Raw genomic sequence first — 17,167 nt, forward strand, 5'->3', positions numbered from 1 at the left:
AGGCGCGGTTGGTACACGACCTGATACAACGATTACAACAGGAATATAGTGACGAGCTGTTCGAACAGCTATACCGGCTGTATGCGGATCGGGCGATCCGAACGGCAACGGCGATCACCGGCAGCGCGGCGAGCGCCGCGGATGTCGTCCAGGAGACCTTTATCCGGGTATACCGCAATTTGGGGATGTATGATCTGAGCAGACCGTTTGACCCTTGGTTTCACCGGATTCTCTATAACGAATGCAACCGTTATTTGAAGAAGCATGCGAGGATGGTACCTTCGGAAATTTCGGAGGAGACGGACCTTCCACCTGAGACGGACACTTACGAATTTGACCGCCACGGCGATGTTTATGAGATGGTGCAGCGGCTGGATGACGAGCATCGGATCCCCATCGTGCTGAAATACTTGAATGATCTGGCGGAGAAGGATATCGCGGACATGATGGAGCTGAACGTCAATACGGTGAAATCAAGATTGTTCAAGGCGCGGAAGAAGCTGAAGGAATGGATGCTGCAGAGACAAGGAGGGAGTCAGCATGGGACGTGAGCCATGGGAGAAAGAGTTGAAGGACGGCCTGGAAAAAGGGACGGAGGACGCGATGAAGCAGCAGGATGAAATATGGGCGTCGATTAAGAAGCGGATTGACAGCGAGCGCGCATCGCAGTCTTCGGAGCCGGCCGCGGTGCCGTTCGCCCCGCGGAAGACGAAGGCGCGCCGTTCGGGAAGAAAGACGGCCAGCTGGATGGTCGGAACGGCCGCTGCGGCGGTGATTGTGCTGGCATTAAGCGTTCAGACGCCGCCGGTGCAAGCATTTATCGACCAGGTGAAAGAGTGGTTCGCTCCCCAGAAGACGGTGGAGCAGGAGCTGGAAGGGTCGCCGGAGACGAGCGTGGATTCCCTGCATGAGAGCGCCGATTATGTCATCTATATTGACGAAAGCCGGTTCAAGATGATTCAAGGCGAAGGCGTGGATCGGATCGAGCCGGTTCATAAGCCGGAGGATGACCGCTATCCGGAAGTGTACATGGAGATCTCGCAGGACCAAGAAGCACCGAAGGTGGTATCCGAACGGCTGGAAGCCGAGCTGTCGGATCAGCCGAAGGTAGAGGCGGAAGCCATTCAGGAGCCGGTTAACGGCTTCGAAGTCCGGGCGGTAGGCGGGACGGGCGGCAAGGAATGGAATGATCCGATCGTGCGCTACTATATTTTCGATAACGGACAGGGCGGAAGCTTTGTGGTGAAGCAGCAGTATTTCCTTGAAGCGGCTGAAGGCTACGGGGCGCGTTTCCACAATATGATGAAGGAGTTCCATATTACGACGAATGCCGGGGAAAAACAGGCGGGAGAAGGAGAATAAAGAGATGAGAAATTTCAGCTTGGTGCTGGATGAGAGCGCCCCCGACGCTTCGTTAAGGATGTTCCGTTCGTCGGCAAGACAATGACGACATCCGGGCGCAGCTGGGGGAGCCTAAGACGACGGGCAAAGCCGGCGGCACCGCAACATGACAGTACGACTTCGCCAAGGAGGGCTACCGGTACCCGGAGAAGGCCGTATCGGTCGATGTCCAAGGCTTGTCGAACGGCAGCATGAAGGAACAGCTCTTTGTGACATTCGGGGAGGACGGGACCGTGCAGTCTGCCTCGCTGTACTATATGGCGGATGGGGAGATTATGGAGTATCGGGTAACGGAAGACGGAGCCGTTGAGGAGCCTGCCGGGAGAGATTGAGATTGATCTGACGGGACAATGGGCGGCGGGGGTTCAGTTGAATAAGATACGGGACCAACAGAACGAGTGATGTACAATGTACAAAATTTGAAAATTCAAACAAGCATATAAAAGCGGCTCGCCTAGTGGCGGGCTTTTTTATGTTGTGAAAATAACATACGTCATTTATGTTATTTATTATCACATATAAAGTAAGATTATGTAGTTACAGATATGGTGTCCGCAAATCGAAATTTAAAGATAAAAGCCGATAAATCGGAAATAAACCATGAATTAACTAGATGTAATCGCTTAATTGAAGGAATTTATTGTTTGTGATATTAATTAACATAAAATAGAATGAACTCAATAAATACATAGCATTGAGTTAGGAAATATGACATCAGAGGAGCGTGCGATCATGAAGTCCAGAACCAATCACCCTATAGCCGTCTGGAGCACGGCAGCTTTAACCGCACTAGTCATTTCGTTAACCCCGGTCGGCAGCTATGCGGCATATGCCCAGACGGTAACGGAGGTCAAAGGGACGGTTAGTACGCCTGCATCTGCATCGACAGCTGCGGCGCCGGGACGGAATACGACGGTTCCGCCGTTGTCCGAGGCTTCTAAACAGTCGACGCGTCCGAATGTGCTCGTCATCGGAACAGGCGGCACGATTGCCGGGCAGTCGACGGATGCGACCAGCTTCCAGTCCTACAGAGCAGGAACGCTGGCGATTGAGGATATGGTCGGCGAGCTGCCGAACAAGGATAAAGTTGCCGATGTAACGGCGCTCCAGTTCGGCAACTCCGGCTCCAGCGCCTATACGATGGAAGACTTATACGACCTGTCCCTGACGGTGGACAAAGCGCTTGAGACGTATGACAGCGTGGTGGTAACCACCGGGACGGACACGATGGAGGAAATCGCGTATTTCCTTGATCTGACCGTGCAGAGCGACAAGCCGGTCGTCATTACAGGAGCGATGAGGCCGTGGACGGTGATCGGTTCCGATGCCCAGGCCAACCTGTACAATGCCATCAAGCTGGCGGGCAGCGGACGCACCGCCTCGTTCGGGACGGTGCTGATGCTGAACGACACGATACATCTGGCCCGTGGCGTCACGAAAACCAACGACTATCGTACGGACACGTTCGAGACGCCGATGCTCGGGGCCGTCGGCTACATTGATGAGGAGAATATCCGCATTTACCGCGCACCGCTTCGGGCAACGAAGGCGGACGGCGAGGGCAAGCCGGTGTTCGATCTGAGCAAAATTTCGAAAGCCGATCTCGCCAAGGTGGAGATCGCGGTCTCTTACCAGCAAGCTGGGGGCGGCGCGATTAAGGGCTTTGTCGCCGACGGCGCGAAGGGCATCGTCACGGCAGGCACCGGAGCCGGCGGCATCTCCCGTGAGATGAGCGCCGCACGAAAGGAGGCGATTGAGAAAGGCGTTGTGTTCGTAACGACCACCCGCACCGGTTCGGGAAGCGTCTACGGCGGGGGAGAAGGCATTATTTCGGGCGACAACCTAAGCCCGCAGCAAGCACGGATCCTGCTGCTGCTCTCCCTGTCCTTTACCGACGATTTCAATACGATCAAGGGCTGGTTCGAAACGTACGGTACGCCTGAAGTGTAAACGCGTTGTTGTCTGTTGGCTCGGTCATCCTACTGAACTTATGAAGTTCCTTCCACCATTTTATACACTTGCCGCCAGGGCATCCCTGGCGGACTTTTTTTGTTTGAACACAAAAAAACGCCCCTGCAATGTTCATTTGCAAGCGATGCATTCCAATGAACATTGCAAGGGGCATTGTGAAGTTAGGGGCGAAGCAGCCGATGATATCGATCTTAACGCTCGATATGCTCCTCAAACCAGCGAACGATGTGGCTCAAACGTCTTACCCGCAGATGCGGATGGCCGCTCCGGGACAGATTATGGTCAGCGCCAGGGAAGCGGATGAGCTGTGTCTTTCTGCCGAGCTTCTTCAAGGCGATAAACAGCTGCTCGCCCTGCTCGATCGGACAGCGAAGATCCTGCTCCCCATGCAGAATCAAGAGCGGGGTATTCACGTTCTTCACGTAGGCGAGCGGGGAATGCTTCCACAGCTTCTCCAGATCGTCCCACGGGTTGCCCCAGATCTGGTCATGCGTGAACGTATACCCGATATCGCTGACGCCGTAGAAGGAGATCCAGTTCGAGATTGAGCGCTGCGTGACCGCCGCCTGGAACCGGTCGGTATGGCCGACGATCCAGTTGGTCATGAAGCCTCCGTAGCTGCCGCCGGTTACGCCGAGACGGGAGCCGTCCACGTAATCATAGGTATTCAGGACATAATCCACGGCTTCCATGAGGTCCTGGTAGTCCCGGCCGCCATAGTCTCCCCGGACGGTGTTGACGTGAACCTGACCGTATCCATGACCGCCGCGGGGATTGGTGTAGAATACCGCATAACCGGCAGCAGCCAGCAGCTGGAATTCATGCATGAATGTGTGCGCGTACATCGCCTGCGGTCCCCCGTGAATCTCAAGCACCGCCGGAACCTTCGAGCCTTCCCTGAAATCAACCGGCTTCATGATCCAGCCTTGGATCGACCAACCGTCGGAGGTGCGGAACGTGAATACCTCCGGCTTGCTGAGGTCAAGCTCATCCCACAGCTCCTTGTTGCACTCCGTAAGCTGCTTCTCCCTGCCGTTGTCTGACGAGTAGAGGAACAAATCGCCCGGCTGCAGGGAATCGGCTGCGGCGAATACGATGTTCTCTTCCGGAGTCAGGGCGAATTGATAAACCTCGCGTTCCCCGGATACGACCAGCTCGTAGGAGGAGCCGTCCAGTGCAAAACGGCCGATGTACACGCCGCCGTCCTGGCTGAGCTGGAGATATACCGATTGGCCGTCTCTGCTGAACAGCGGCGGCGTGCCGGCGCCGGCACGCATATCGCTGACTGCCGCATGGCCCAGCTGGATATCCATGTCCGGGAAGAGCATACGGGATTCTCCACCCGCTAGCGGAACCAGATGAATCTTGGAGAGGGTGGCGAATCCGCAGGACAGATCACTGGCGAGCAGGAGAATGTGACGGCCGTCCGGCGTGAAAGCGATCGTTCCGATGGATAGCGACCCATCCGTAATTTGGCGGGCGTTGGAGCCGGATGCCTCGGCTACGAATACATCGTTCGTCAGTCGGAAGTCCGGATCGGGAAAAGCCTCGGAAGCGGTGCTGGCACTATAAGCGATACGTGTGCCGTCCGGCGACCAGGCAAAGGACTGCACATCGAACTCGCCATCCGTAAGCTGCTTGGTTTCTTCGGCCGCAAGATCCACGAGGTGCAGATGAGACCGGCGTCCGTTCCACAATCCCGCGCCATCGGCTTTATATCGGATACGGTTGTAGATTTTCTCTTCCGGCAGCTTATCCTTCCCGCCTTGCTCCTGCGATTCTTCTTCTCCGCTCTCTTGCGCGGCATCCGCCACTTCGCTTCGCACGAGCAGCATCTTGCTGTCCGGCGACCACTTAAAGGCGCTGACGCCATATTTCAAATCGGTAACGGGGCGAGCTTCGCCGCCGCTTGCCGGCATCGTCCATACTTGAGGCTTGTCATCCTTTTTCCGTAGGAAAGCAAGCTGTTGACCGTCCGGCGACCAAGCCGGGGCGCCATCCGTTTCGCCCGCGGTGAACGGAATGTCCCGATCCGCGCCGGCTGGAAACAGCCGGATATGGGTGCGGTAGCCATCCTTTTTCTCATTAACGGTCTTATGTACATAGGCAATAGCGCCGCTGGCAGGAGATACGACCGGGTCGTTCACCCAGCTCATCCGGTACAGATCCTCAGGGGTCATCCGTCTCTTTGCAGTCATAAATCATCCTCCAATTCTAGTATATATTAATGCTCATTATCCCAGATAATGGCATGAATTACTAGATGAAAATCGAGAGAATTAACCTGGTAATTTTCATGCAAAACCGAAGATATCAGGAATATATGACAGAAATGAAGGGGGAGCTGCCTCCTGCTAAGGTTGAATTCACTCTATTAATTATCAGACGGTCAATTTATCCTCGTTTTACCTGCGCATTCCGGCCCTGACCCGGATGCGTCTCGGGAGCGTCCCAGGCAATTCGTGAGCCTCTTCTCTTTTTGGTATAATTGAGATAGACTCTCAATTGAGGATATTGCAAAAATCCAAAGAGCGACTTTCAATTAGCAATATATAGAACGAAATGGTTTAGTTCATCTATATAATGTACCCGGAAGCGGCTGAAATCGAATTTTGCAAAATCTGAACTAGGAGTCGGCGTAAGCCGATTCTGAAGAGAAATGAATCTGCTTACTATGCGGCCGCATAGGAAGGCCTAATATCGATAATATGCTTAGGAGGATACAGGATATGAACGTAAGTGAAGCGATCCGCACGCGCCGCAGTATCGGCAAAGTAAAGCCTGACGCCGTGCCGCAGGAGCTGCTGGAACGAATTATTGAGGCGGGCACCTGGGCGCCGAACCATAAAATGACGGAGCCTTGGCGATTTTTTGTGATGCAGGGCGAGGGCCGGGATATACTCGGTAACGCTCTTGGCGACATTCAAGCTGCAGGTGCAGGCGACACCAGCGAAGAAGGGATCGCCGCCGCCCGTGAGTCGGGACGCACGAAGGCATACCGTGCCCCGGTCGTGATCGGGGTTGCTGTCGAGCCCTCAACGGATCCTAAAGTGATTGAGGTTGAGGAGTACGGCGCGGTATTCGCCGCCATTCAGAACATGCTCCTTGAGATTCATGGTCTTGGTCTGGGTGCTGTATGGAGAACGGGAGAGCCGTGCTTCCACGCCCTGATGAATGAAGCATTCGGCTTGAGCCCGAATGGGAAAATGCTCGGCTTCCTGTACATCGGATATCCGGATATGGAGCCGAAGCAAGGCAAGCGGCAGCCGGCAGCCGACAAGACCGTTTGGCTGAACAGCTCTAAGGACGTGTAGTTTCTCTACCGTCCCCGGTCAAAATCCGGTATAATTATCCCTGACTTTGTTGAAGTCCACGGTTCATCCGCCCTTTTGCGGCGATGGACGCGGGCTAGGGGAGTGTAATGAATGAAGCTTCGGTTTATGGAATGGGATTTGGGCGGCAAAATCATTTTTATCGCCACCTGCCTCGCGCTGGCCTCTTTCTTTTTCAACTGGCTGGATATCGGTATCGACGCGGAGAACGGGTTTCTTCAGGGCGGGGTGTTTTTTATCGTGTGCTATATTTATCCGTTCGTGAAGGTAGTACGAGAAAAGCGGATGAACAAGATTATCGCATACAGCTTCGCGCTGCTGGCCGTGCTGTTCACCATCATGTACGTGTCGTCCAGGACGATCGAATTCTTAGGGGAAACGATCCGGGGCGCTGCAGCAGGTCCGTATCTGTTCATGGTTGCTTGCGGCCTGCTGACATTCGGCATCTTCATGCGTAAATATTGACTGACGGGTTTGGGCAGCGTGTTCATCCAAAAGCGGGGGCTGGTCTTTGGGGCATATTTTCTATTTGCCTTGAGATCAGCCCTTTTCGCGTTCAGCTCCAGGACCTATCCAAGTCAGATATTCCTGAGAAGCACGAAGCAGCTGATGGAAACGGCGTAGATGCATAATGACGCTACGGCGTATTTTTTGGCGCGGGCATTCATGGAAAAGGCGGATGCAATTCCGTTGTTCCAGATGTTGCCTATAAAAAGGATCGCGGCAACCGCAAGGGCAGCAAGCGCGATGACCAGCGTTATTTTTTCCATCCGGCATTCCTCCCTGTGTTCTTAGCTGTCTCTATTGTACATGTCCAAGTTTAAATCCCGTTTAAAGCAAGTTTAGAAATCACTTAGGCCGAGGCGGTTAACGACTAACGTTGAGCGGGATACTTGGAATTTGATATACTGGAGGAAGCGGCCGCTAACCGCATGACATTACATAATCAGGAGGGATTTCAGAATGGCCAATCAAGTTTTTACCGATGGACCTACTTTGAATGACGGCGTCAAGATGCCTTGGCTGGGCCTCGGCGTATGGAAGACCAAAGAAGGCGAAGAGGTTATTCAGTCCGTAAAATCCGCCATTGCCGCCGGATACCGCATGATCGATACAGCTGCGATCTACGGCAATGAAGAGGGTGTAGGACAAGCCATTCGCGAATCCGGAGTTTCTCGGGACGAGCTGTTCATTACAACCAAGGTGTGGAACGACGATCAGGGCTACGAGAAGACGCTGCAGGCTTTCGAAACGAGCCGCAAGAAACTGGGTCTGGAAGTCGTGGATTTGTACCTGGTTCACTGGCCGGGTAGAGATAAGTATCTGGAGACATGGAAGGCACTTATTCACCTGCAAAAAGAGGGGCTTGTCCGCTCGATCGGTGTGAGTAACTTCCAAATCCGCCATCTGAAGCATATTATCGAGGAAACGGGCGTCGTTCCGGTCGTGAACCAGGTCGAGCTGCATCCGCTGCTCTCCCAGAAGGAGCTGCTTGCCTATGCGCGTGAGAACAACATCGTGCTCGAAGCCTGGAGCCCGCTGATGCAGGGCAATCTGGATCATCCGGTGCTGGCGCAGATCGCCGAGAAATACGGCAAGACGACGGCGCAGGTCATTCTGCGCTGGGATATTCAGAACGGCGTGATCGTCATACCGAAGTCAATCAAAGAGCATCGTATCCGCGAAAATGCCAACATCTTCGATTTCGAGCTGTCTTCCGAGGATATGGCAGCTATCGACGGCTTGAACGAGAACAAGCGCTTTGGCTCCAATCCGGACGAGTTCCTGTTCTAAATTTGAAAATAAACAAAAAAGAGCGAGACCGCCCGGCAGGGGCGTCTCGCTCTTTGTCATTTTTAACATCCGTTCAATGTCCGATCATCGTTCATCCTCATCAAGCGGCAGCGGCTCTCCCTTTATGCCGAGCCGTCCATCGATCACATCCGCATATAGCCGTTTCAGCCAGTTGAGATCAGTCTTCGCGTGCTCATACATTCCGACCATCAGATGCTGGGTGCTTCGGGGAACGAAGCCGCGGTGCTCCACATACAACTGATACGCCTGATTGACCCGATGCTCGGCATCCCGAATCCGGGCCTGAAGGATCGGGCCGAGGGTTTCGGGATCCGCATGTCGGGAGAAGGGGAGCGCGATATAGAGCGGGTGATGCACCGGCTCGATATCCCTGAACTTCTTCAGCAGCAGCTGCTCAAAATGCTTGCGGCCGGCATTCGTGATCCGGTAAATGGTTTTGTCCGGCCGGTTGTCGCTCTGAATCGTTTCTACCGCTTCGATATAGCCCTCCTCGGCCAGCCGGTCCACGGCATAGTATAGGGAGCCCAATTGGAGCTTGGTGTATTGGTCCATGCCGCGGTCCTTCATGATGCTGTGGATTTCGTAAGGGTGGTAGTTGCCCTCCAGCAGCAGTCCGAGAATGGCCAGCTTCATCGACATAGGCTTATGCCCTCTTACGCATTCTTGGCCTTCTTGCCAGGTACGATGACCCGCTCTTTGCCCATCATGAGCACGAAGACAAGAGCGAGGACGGCCGGCACCAAGGCCCACATAAAGGTCCTTGCAACGGAATCCGCCAGCGAGCCGATGATCTGCTCCCGCACCTGAGGAGGCATCTGGTTCATTACCTCAGGCGACAGAATGGCATCGGCGCTCAGGTCGGCGCCGGCAGGGGCGTTTCCGCCCAGATCGGCAAGACGATTATTCAGGCCGTTACGCTGAATGATGCCGAATATCGTAATCCCTACCGTCATTCCGAAGGAGCGGAGGAAGGAGTTCGTAGACGTGGCGGCGCCCCGCTGCCGTGCGTCAAAGTTATGGATGGAGGCCATACTGAGCACGGAGAAGGAGAATCCGACGCCAAAGCCCGTCAATACCATATAAACCGTCAGCAAATAACGCGGGGTATCCGGGCCGATGGTGCTGAGGCAGAAGATCCCGGCGATAAAGCATACCGCGGACAGAATCATAATGTTCCGGAATGCGGCACGGGTCGTCAGCATGCCGCCCAGCTGGCTCCCGACTACGCTGCCAAGCATCATCGGCATCAGGATCAGCCCGGAATTGGTGGCGCTGCCGCCGTATACGCCGCTGACAAAGATCGGAATGTAGATGGTCGCCACGATGAAGGTTGCGCCATAGAACAGGGCGACGAGATTGCTTGAAGCGAACAGACGCTTGCGGAACATCTTGAACGAGATAATCGGCTCGGCTGCTCGGGTCTCCGCAAACAGAAACACGATGAATAGGACGAGGAAGCCTGCGAACAGTCCCAGAATTTGCGGGGAGCCCCAAGGATAGGTCTGGCCGCCGAGCTCGAGGCCGAACATAAGGCAGATGATGGCACCGACGAGCGTAGCCGCTCCCGTCCAGTCGATCTTCTGCTTGGTGTGCCCAGGGGATTCCTTGTATGCCGTCATAATGAAGATGAAGGATACGATCCCGATCGGAACGTTGACATAGAAAATCCATTCCCAGCCGATGCTGTCGGTGATGAAGGCGCCAAGAAGCGGCCCCATGATGCTCGAGGTCCCGAAGACGGCGCCGAGCAGACCCGTCATTTTCCCCCGTTTCTCCGGCGGGAACAGGTCGAACACGATCGTAAAGGCGATCGGCATGAGGGCGCCGCCCCCGATGCCCTGAATGGCCCGGTAAATAATGAGCTGGGTCATGCTTCCGGCCATTCCGCATAAGGCGGATCCGATAAGGAAGACGACAAGCCCGAAAATGAAGAACCGCTTGCGTCCATACATGTCGGACAGCTTGCCGAAGATCGGCGTACCGGCCATGACGGCAACCATATACACCGAGGTTACCCATACCACTTGATCGAATCCTTGCAGATCGCGAATGATGGTGGATAACGCCGTGGCGACAATCGTATTATCGATTGCGGACATGAAGATCCCGAGCAGCAGCCCGGCCACAACGAGTTTGATGTTGCTTTGCTGTGCATTCATGATATGTATGCTCCTTTTTTTATATGCAAATCGATTCATATTATTCAAATTTGAATAATACGGTGGTTCTATTGTAGCCGGATTAACAGAAGTTGGCAAGAGGTTAGGAGGGAGGGGAACAGCCGGATTTATGCGGAGAAAAAAAGAGCTGTTCAGCAGGGAACGTACTCCCGCGGAAGAGCTCTAATTGAGTCGATGATTCCGGATGTTTATGCCAACCGCTAGGACGGTACGTCACTATGCCGGCTCATGGAATGAGTTCTCTTTTGTAAAAAAATTCATTAGCAGTTCATCTGAGGCGATTTCGGATCCAGCTGCATGAATTCGATCCGGTTCCCGTCAGGATCCTTGGCCCAGCACTGCCAGTTGTGATCCTTGCCCTGCACAGGCTCCACGTCGAGAGGGACGCCATGCTTGCGGAGATGCTCGGCGATTTCATGGATATCCCGCACCTCCAGGCAGAGATGCGAGAAGCCGATCGGCTGCTGCACGCGCTCCGGCTTGTTCCGGCCGCCGTAGAACAATTCGATGAATTGTCCGTCCCTGACCTTAATGTACTCAATCCATGGCCGGCCCTGATCGTCCGGAATATCGAACGCGCGGGTGAATCCGAGAATGCCGCAGTAGAAGTGCAGGGATTTCTCCATGTCGGCCACATCGAAAGCCATATGGGCAATGCCTTGAATCATGCCGTCGATTCCTCCTTAGGGTTCCAGGGAGCATTTCAGGGAAAGGGTTCACATGCGCACCTGGAGCGTCAAAATGGAATTCATTTGCCTTCTATTGTAACGCAATTCGAATGCGCTTCCATAGCTATTTTTTGGGATGAATCTGCCGGTTCTATGGAGAGGGTTTATCCCGTAAAAAAATAGCCGAGCCTGCTTCAGTGGGTCTCGGCTTCATGCGCATCAGTCATCCGGCGCGTTACTCATAGGTGAGCCGGCGCATTACTCATAGGCAAGGCTGTCCAAAATCTCGCTAAGGCTCAGCTCGGCGCAAGCCATGGACGTATCGGCGACGCCGTAATACATCTTTACAACGTCACCATCGACAAGGGCACCGCAGGAGAACACAACGTCGCCGAAAAATCCGTTCTTCTCATAGTCTGCTTCAGGCTCCATGATCGGGCGGCTCGAGCGGGCAATCACTTTCGACGGATCGTTCAGATCCAGCAGCAGCGCGCCCATGCAATAGCGGTGCTCCTTGGTAGCGCCGTGGTAGAGCTCCAGCCAGCCCTTCTCCGTACGGATGGGAACGGCCCCGCCGCCGATGCGGCCGCTGTCCCACATGCCTTCGCGGAGTCCGGCAAGATGCTTGTGGTTGCCCCAATACACAAGATTGTCGGATTCGGCAATCCACATTTCCGGATTGCCGGTGCTTTTGGTGGTCGGACGATGAAGCGCATAGTATTTGCCGCCGATTTTCTCCGGGAAGATCAGCACGTCCTTGTTGTCCGGTCCGAAAATCATGCCGTGATGGGTGAAGGTGACAAAGTCCTTGGTGGACACCATCGATTCCCCAATCCCGACGGGAGAGACGGCGGAGAAGTAGATATAGTAAGTGTCCTCGATCTGGGTTACCCGCGGGTCCTCGATGCCGAACGTCTCAAGGCATTGGGCCGGATACACGAGCGGCTGATCCTCGATCGTAAAGCGGTGGCCGTCCTTGCTGCGCGCCAGCCGAATATAGGACAGAGAGGTCAAATACTCGAACGATGCGCTTTGATGGACGTTGCGGATGACCCGGGGATCGGAGAAATCATAGCGTTCATCGTCTGTGCGGAATTCCAGAATGTCGAGCTCCCGGGTTCGGGTGTTGTATACGGGAGCCTTCACGATGCGAGGGTCGCTGCTCACCGGACGCTCCGCAATGCGCAGCAGCAGCAGCACTTCACCGTTGTATTCGGCAACGCCTGCATTGAAGGCGCCAATCACCTCGAAGCCCTCGTGGTACGGCTTTACGTCGGCCGGCGTGATCAGAGGGTTCTCCTCATAACGATATATATTCATAGCTGCAACCCCAATCATTAAGCAGATTTATAATTAAGAAGATGAATCATGTCCAAGTTCGGGTAGCGATCCGAAAACAGTTGTTTCGGGAATCGAGCATCAGTCAAAAGTAACAAGCAACGGCTTCAGGACTCAAATCGCAGGAAAGGATCGGGCATGCTGATTCGCTGCGCCTCGGCATCGCTGATTCCCGCGTAGAGGTCCGCCGTTCCGTCCGGCTTGCGCATGAGCCCGCCGCTAAACACGACATCGGCGAGATCGGGACGTTTGGCTTCGCCCGGCAGGAAATCGGCCCGGACTGCGATTAGGGCCATGTCGGAATGCTCACCCGTAGCCGGGTCGAGCGCGAACACCATCGGGTAGTAGTGCCGGTCTCCGGCGTCATCGAAGCAGGCGACGTGTCCGAGTACGCCGATCCGCCCGTTCTTGAGCAGGTGCAACTCGTTGGCACCGCCCCATTCCGCGTCGATGAACTGGTCCGCGAGCAGCGGGGCCTCGTTGACCAGCTCTACGGTCAGGTCGCGCAGCGAGGAGGCGACGGCGTACCCGATTTTGCCCCGGCCGCCTTTCGCTCCTTGCGGCCGGGTAAAGACCGCGATCTCCCCGCCGGGCAGCTCGGCGATGCGCAGATCCTTCATGGCGTCGGGGCCGGTGAAGAACGGAGTCAGCTCATGGAGCGTTTTTCCCTTGTACAATACCGTCCGCCACAGCGGCGCATCCGCCTTGAGGGGATGCGGGAAGACTTCGACACCGCCGAGGATCAGCTCCCCTTGAATGAAGGTGAAGAACGGATCCTGCAGCATAAAGACGGGAGCGCCGCTTAGAGGCGCCCAGCTGCTGTCCGGGCGCTCGGTAAAGAAGCGGATTTCCGAACGCTCGCTGTCCCGGGATTCCACCCGGCCGGCGAGGATGGTCTTCCCGCCCAGCGTGAACGGCGCCGTAATGTTATACACATCCTTGCCGCCAACGCCGGTGAAGGACAGCTTCACCGGGTTATTGACGCCTTTCGGCTTATCCTGGTATTCGCGCAGCAGGATCTCGCATGTTTTTATAGTTGAACGGTTCATAGTCAATGCAGTATGCCTCCTTGGACAGTAAACGTAATGATGGGTTTTGGCCGCAGCAAGTGGCCTTATTTCAGGCTGAACTGCATGCCTTCCTTGAACTTCTTGCCGAAAATGATGAACAGGATGATGATCGGCGCGGTCAGCAGCACGGATGCCGCATACAGCGGTCCGGGATAGCTGCCGTACGGCCCGAACATCTGGGACAGGAGCACGTTCAGCGTCAGCATGTTGTCGCTGCGCGCAACAATCATATCCCAGAGCAGCTCCGTCCACCGTTCCATCAGCAGGAACAGGAAGATGACCGCGGTAATGGACTTGGACATCGGTACCATGATTTTATACAAAATTTTAAAGTCTGAAGCGCCGTCCAGCTTGGCCGCCTCGATGAACGCATCCGGGATCGCCTTGAAGAAATTCGTGTACATGAAGATGGCCCACAGGCTGACCGCCTTCGGTATGATCATCGCCCAATACGTGTCGTACAGCCCCAGCTTCTGAATAATCAGGAAGTTGGGGATCAGCAGGATGATGGCCGGGAAGAACATATGAAAGAGCACGAAGTTGTTGACGGTGTCCCGGCCTCGGAACTTCATCTTGGACAGGGCATAAGCCACCATGATCCCGAAGAGCATCATCAAGAAGGTGGAGGCGACTGATACGATTACGCTGTTCAGGAATGCGTTCGTCCACGGTCTGGCAATGCCGACCTCGCCCCCGGTCAGCAGCCATTCATAGGATTGAAGCGAGTATTGGCTCGGAAGCAGCTGGCGGTCCACCTGTGACCAATCGGCGAACGAATTGAGCACCATGTACAGATACGGATAGACCATGACCAGGAGCAGCAGGGTTGCCAAGACATAACGGACCGCAAGACGCCGCTTGTTATTTTTATTAGACCCAACCATTGCGTTTCCCCCACATTTCCAGCACTTTGCGAATTGCGAAGATGGAGATGAAGGTTACCAGGGATGCCAGAATGGCGATCGCCGAAGCATATCCCGCTTGCAGATTCGTAAAGGCTTGATTAAAAATTTCCATCTGCCAGGTGTTCGTCGCGAAGTTCGGACCGCCGCCCGTTAGCTGGTACACCTCGGTGAAGATGCCGAAGGTAACGCCGAACGAGAGAATAAGCGTCGTATACAGCGCAGGATACAGGAGCGGCAGCGTGATTTTCCAGAACCGCTGTCTGTCCGAGACCCCGTCAATCGCCGCAGCTTCATAGATTTCCTGATCGATGCTTTCCAGCCCCGACGTCAGGATCAGCGCATAGTAGCCCGTAAATTTCCAAGCCAAAATCAAACCGACGATAAACAGCGCCGAGAGAGGAGAGCCGAGCCAGTCGATCTGGATGCCGAACGTCCCTCTCAGAAATTCGTTGACCGGACTGTTATAGGACAGGAAGCCCTGCACGATCAGTGATGCGACGACCCCCGAGGACAGATACGGCAGGAAGAACCCGATCAGGTATACGCTTTTGAACCGGGGCAAGCCTTGGATGACGACGGCGACGGCCAGCGACATGGCCGTGACCAAAGGAACGAAGATGATCATGAATTTGTAGGTGACCCAGAAGGCAGCCTGAACCCCCGGCGTTGCCATGGCTTTCAGGAAGTTGTCGAGGCCTACATAATCGTATTCGGGAGCGATGAGATCCCAATCCGTGAAGGACAGATAGAGGGACCAAACGAGCGGCCCCAGGAAGAACACCAGTCCGAAAATAAGGTAGGGGCTGGAGAATATCCAGCCCAATTTATCATTTCGCTTATCGATCATGATTGAAGCTCACCTTCAATCGCTTTCTTCATGTTGTCCCAGCCGGTTTGCGGATCGGTTTCACCCCGGATGATTTTATTGAACGCCTCTTGACCGATGAGCGTCTGAATCTCGTTGAACTTCGGATTGTCCATCGCCGGCACGCCCTTGGACACCGCTTCGGCGTAAGGAGCAAGCTCCGGCTTCTCCGCGAGAATCTGCTTGAAGCCTTCCAGCTCCGTCAAATCATCGCGTGCAGGCGGCAGATTGGTCTGCTCGAACCATTTGACGTCATGCTCTTCCTTGGAATACACCCATTTCAGGAACTCGGCTGCCGCTTGCCGGGATGCTTCCGGTGCTCCCCGAAAGATGACGAGGCCCTTGGCGTCCGCATAAGTCTTCGCATCCGCAGGGTCCATGCCGTCCGGAACAGGAGGCAGCGTCAATTCATAATTCTCGCCGTACTTAAGCTCCGGATACTTCGTCTTCCACATATCGAAGGTCCAAGGGCCGATATCGGTGAATACGCCGGCTCCGGTCTCGAACGGGTCGGTCGCGTTCTGGGACAAAATGCCGCCCGCTTGGCGCAGCTCATCGACGAAGCTCAGCACTTCGACGCCGGCTTTGTCATCCGCAACCAGGCTGGTTCCTTCGACGAACTTGTTGCCGTCCGAGGCTGCATTATACAGCAGGAAGAAGTCAAACCAGCGCTTCCATGCGGTCGGATCCGCCAGGTCGGCGCCCTTCGTCCACATGAATTTATCCGGATGCTTCTCCTTCAGCTTGCTCGTGGCATCCAAAATCTCGCCATACGTACGGGGAGGCTCGTTGTAGCCGATTTCGCGGAGCAGGTCGGTGCGCCATCCGATCAGCATCGGATTGGAATAGATCGGCAGCACGTACTGATGACCGTCGGCGAATACCCAGGGCTTGATCGTCCCCTTCATGTTGCGGGAGCTGACGATCTCTTGGAATTGGGGCAGCTCGTCAAGAGGAATGAGCGCTTTGCTGTTCGACAGCTGGGCCGCGAAGCCGCGGTTGATGTTTTCGGCTACCGTCGGCGCATTGCCGCCTGCGATGGCTGCCTGGATGCTTGCTTCCGAGCTTGGCGATTCCTTGATCGGGCTGACGTTGATCTTCACGTCCGGCTTAACGCTCTCGTATTCCTTGGCCATCTCCTGCCAGAAGGCCTGCTGCGGCGGGTTCGGGGCAGCCCAGAATTCTACGGTGGTCGTCCCGTCAGCGGCTTTCCCGCCGCCTCCGCAAGCGGTGAGCACAGCGCCGCCTACCAATGTCATGGCAAGAAGCATGGCGATTCTCTTTTTCCTCATGTTGACCTGTCCTCCTAATTTACGTATGACTTCCAATGGGAGAATGACAATAAATTGATTTGTAACGTTACTTAATTCGATTAATAACATGACTGAAAGCGCTATATCCACATTATTATGGATTTAAACTCGGTTTGTCAACGATATAGTTGTGAAAATTATCAGATTTCGTGCGTTTATTGACGGAAGGTGTAGAACGGTTTTGCTTTACAATGATTTATTGTAACGTTACAATATTAATTGTAATGTTATTGGGCGAATCTTTCAAATCTCTATCGGTTTTCGGTATAGTAGGATGAGAATCCAATATTTCGATGCGATGCTACTATT

The 17,167-nt window shown here is 54.6% G+C and carries 16 protein-coding genes; 6 read left to right on the top strand and 10 right to left on the bottom strand.

The features are described 5' to 3' along the window. Positions 1–8: 8 nt before the first annotated feature. The 3 genes from NST08_RS02435 (at position 9) to NST08_RS02445 (ending at position 3,351) form a co-directional block, all read left to right on the top strand. Positions 9–551: an RNA polymerase sigma factor gene (locus NST08_RS02435; RefSeq protein ID WP_007130561.1), complete on the top strand. Its 543-nt coding sequence runs from the start codon at positions 9–11 to the stop codon at positions 549–551. Next, on the top strand, positions 541–1,362 hold the full coding sequence (locus NST08_RS02440) for a hypothetical protein (protein ID WP_007130560.1): 822 nt from the start codon (positions 541–543) through the stop codon (positions 1,360–1,362). The genes NST08_RS02435 and NST08_RS02440 overlap by 11 nt, the downstream gene beginning before the upstream one ends. A gap of 771 nt (positions 1,363–2,133) precedes the next feature. Further along, complete coding sequence (locus NST08_RS02445; protein ID WP_007130559.1) at positions 2,134–3,351, top strand: asparaginase; 1,218 nt, start codon at positions 2,134–2,136, stop codon at positions 3,349–3,351. A 212-nt stretch (positions 3,352–3,563) separates the two neighbouring features. Here the strand turns inward: NST08_RS02445 and NST08_RS02450 are convergent, their stop codons facing one another. Continuing rightward, positions 3,564–5,570, bottom strand: coding sequence for a S9 family peptidase (locus NST08_RS02450; protein ID WP_028404722.1), 2,007 nt, complete (start codon positions 5,568–5,570; stop codon positions 3,564–3,566). Between the two features lie 531 nt (positions 5,571–6,101). Between NST08_RS02450 and NST08_RS02455 the strand changes: the two genes are divergently transcribed. Both NST08_RS02455 and NST08_RS02460 read left to right on the top strand, forming a co-directional pair. Next, the gene (locus NST08_RS02455) at positions 6,102–6,686 is read left to right on the top strand and encodes a nitroreductase family protein (protein WP_007130557.1); all 585 of its coding nucleotides are present in this window, start codon (positions 6,102–6,104) and stop codon (positions 6,684–6,686) included. Between the two features lie 111 nt (positions 6,687–6,797). Next, positions 6,798–7,169 (top strand): hypothetical protein, encoded by a 372-nt coding sequence (locus tag NST08_RS02460; RefSeq protein WP_007130556.1) that lies wholly within the window; start codon positions 6,798–6,800, stop codon positions 7,167–7,169. A 113-nt stretch (positions 7,170–7,282) separates the two neighbouring features. On the opposite strand, the gene NST08_RS02465 is transcribed toward NST08_RS02460, so the two are convergent. Continuing rightward, entirely contained in the window at positions 7,283–7,474 is a 192-nt protein-coding gene (locus NST08_RS02465) for a hypothetical protein (protein WP_028404723.1), read from the bottom strand. Between the two features lie 193 nt (positions 7,475–7,667). Between NST08_RS02465 and NST08_RS02470 the strand changes: the two genes are divergently transcribed. After that, positions 7,668–8,498, top strand: a complete 831-nt coding sequence (locus NST08_RS02470; RefSeq protein WP_007130554.1) for an aldo/keto reductase — start codon at positions 7,668–7,670, stop codon at positions 8,496–8,498. 84 nt (positions 8,499–8,582) lie between these two features. Here the strand turns inward: NST08_RS02470 and NST08_RS02475 are convergent, their stop codons facing one another. The 8 genes from NST08_RS02475 to NST08_RS02510 all read right to left on the bottom strand — a co-directional run bounded on the left by NST08_RS02475 (position 8,583) and on the right by NST08_RS02510 (position 16,837). After that, on the bottom strand, positions 8,583–9,158 hold the full coding sequence (locus tag NST08_RS02475; protein ID WP_028404724.1) for a PadR family transcriptional regulator: 576 nt from the start codon (positions 9,156–9,158) through the stop codon (positions 8,583–8,585). Positions 9,159–9,172: 14 nt separating this feature from the next. Beyond that, positions 9,173–10,678, bottom strand: coding sequence for an MDR family MFS transporter (locus NST08_RS02480; RefSeq protein WP_007130552.1), 1,506 nt, complete (start codon positions 10,676–10,678; stop codon positions 9,173–9,175). A 281-nt stretch (positions 10,679–10,959) separates the two neighbouring features. Beyond that, positions 10,960–11,367: a VOC family protein gene (locus NST08_RS02485; RefSeq protein ID WP_028404725.1), complete on the bottom strand. Its 408-nt coding sequence runs from the start codon at positions 11,365–11,367 to the stop codon at positions 10,960–10,962. A 258-nt stretch (positions 11,368–11,625) separates the two neighbouring features. Then, positions 11,626–12,687 carry a BtaManbiosPhlase gene (locus tag NST08_RS02490; protein WP_028404726.1) on the bottom strand — a complete coding sequence of 354 codons (1,062 nt, stop codon included), beginning with the start codon at positions 12,685–12,687 and terminating at the stop codon, positions 11,626–11,628. A gap of 125 nt (positions 12,688–12,812) precedes the next feature. Then, positions 12,813–13,760 carry an MTP-1 family protein gene (locus tag NST08_RS02495; RefSeq protein ID WP_007130549.1) on the bottom strand — a complete coding sequence of 316 codons (948 nt, stop codon included), beginning with the start codon at positions 13,758–13,760 and terminating at the stop codon, positions 12,813–12,815. A gap of 59 nt (positions 13,761–13,819) precedes the next feature. After that, complete coding sequence (locus NST08_RS02500) at positions 13,820–14,659, bottom strand: carbohydrate ABC transporter permease (RefSeq protein WP_210094230.1); 840 nt, start codon at positions 14,657–14,659, stop codon at positions 13,820–13,822. Next, entirely contained in the window at positions 14,646–15,524 is an 879-nt protein-coding gene (locus NST08_RS02505) for a carbohydrate ABC transporter permease (RefSeq protein WP_028404728.1), read from the bottom strand. The genes NST08_RS02500 and NST08_RS02505 overlap by 14 nt, the downstream gene beginning before the upstream one ends. Beyond that, positions 15,524–16,837 carry an ABC transporter substrate-binding protein gene (locus tag NST08_RS02510; protein WP_210094228.1) on the bottom strand — a complete coding sequence of 438 codons (1,314 nt, stop codon included), beginning with the start codon at positions 16,835–16,837 and terminating at the stop codon, positions 15,524–15,526. The genes NST08_RS02505 and NST08_RS02510 overlap by 1 nt, the downstream gene beginning before the upstream one ends. Positions 16,838–17,167: the final 330 nt, after the last annotated feature.

The sequence above is a fragment of the Paenibacillus sp. FSL K6-1566 genome (genome assembly GCF_038050475.1).
Taxonomy (GTDB): Bacteria; Bacillota; Bacilli; order Paenibacillales; family Paenibacillaceae; genus Paenibacillus_AQ; species Paenibacillus_AQ lactis.

Bases quoted from the DNA above. Each gene is read 5' to 3' on its own strand.
- NST08_RS02440 (WP_007130560.1), top strand. From the start codon at position 541: ATGGGACGTGAGCCATGGGAGAAAGAGTTGAAGGACGGCCTGGAAAAA.
- NST08_RS02445 (WP_007130559.1), top strand. From the start codon at position 2,134: ATGAAGTCCAGAACCAATCACCCTATAGCCGTCTGGAGCACGGCAGCT.
- NST08_RS02450 (WP_028404722.1), bottom strand. From the start codon at position 5,570: ATGACTGCAAAGAGACGGATGACCCCTGAGGATCTGTACCGGATGAGC.
- NST08_RS02455 (WP_007130557.1), top strand. From the start codon at position 6,102: ATGAACGTAAGTGAAGCGATCCGCACGCGCCGCAGTATCGGCAAAGTA.
- NST08_RS02460 (WP_007130556.1), top strand. From the start codon at position 6,798: ATGAAGCTTCGGTTTATGGAATGGGATTTGGGCGGCAAAATCATTTTT.
- NST08_RS02465 (WP_028404723.1), bottom strand. From the start codon at position 7,474: ATGGAAAAAATAACGCTGGTCATCGCGCTTGCTGCCCTTGCGGTTGCC.
- NST08_RS02470 (WP_007130554.1), top strand. From the start codon at position 7,668: ATGGCCAATCAAGTTTTTACCGATGGACCTACTTTGAATGACGGCGTC.
- NST08_RS02475 (WP_028404724.1), bottom strand. From the start codon at position 9,158: ATGTCGATGAAGCTGGCCATTCTCGGACTGCTGCTGGAGGGCAACTAC.
- NST08_RS02480 (WP_007130552.1), bottom strand. From the start codon at position 10,678: ATGAATGCACAGCAAAGCAACATCAAACTCGTTGTGGCCGGGCTGCTG.
- NST08_RS02485 (WP_028404725.1), bottom strand. From the start codon at position 11,367: ATGATTCAAGGCATTGCCCATATGGCTTTCGATGTGGCCGACATGGAG.
- NST08_RS02490 (WP_028404726.1), bottom strand. From the start codon at position 12,687: ATGAATATATATCGTTATGAGGAGAACCCTCTGATCACGCCGGCCGAC.
- NST08_RS02500 (WP_210094230.1), bottom strand. From the start codon at position 14,659: ATGGTTGGGTCTAATAAAAATAACAAGCGGCGTCTTGCGGTCCGTTAT.
- NST08_RS02510 (WP_210094228.1), bottom strand. From the start codon at position 16,837: ATGAGGAAAAAGAGAATCGCCATGCTTCTTGCCATGACATTGGTAGGC.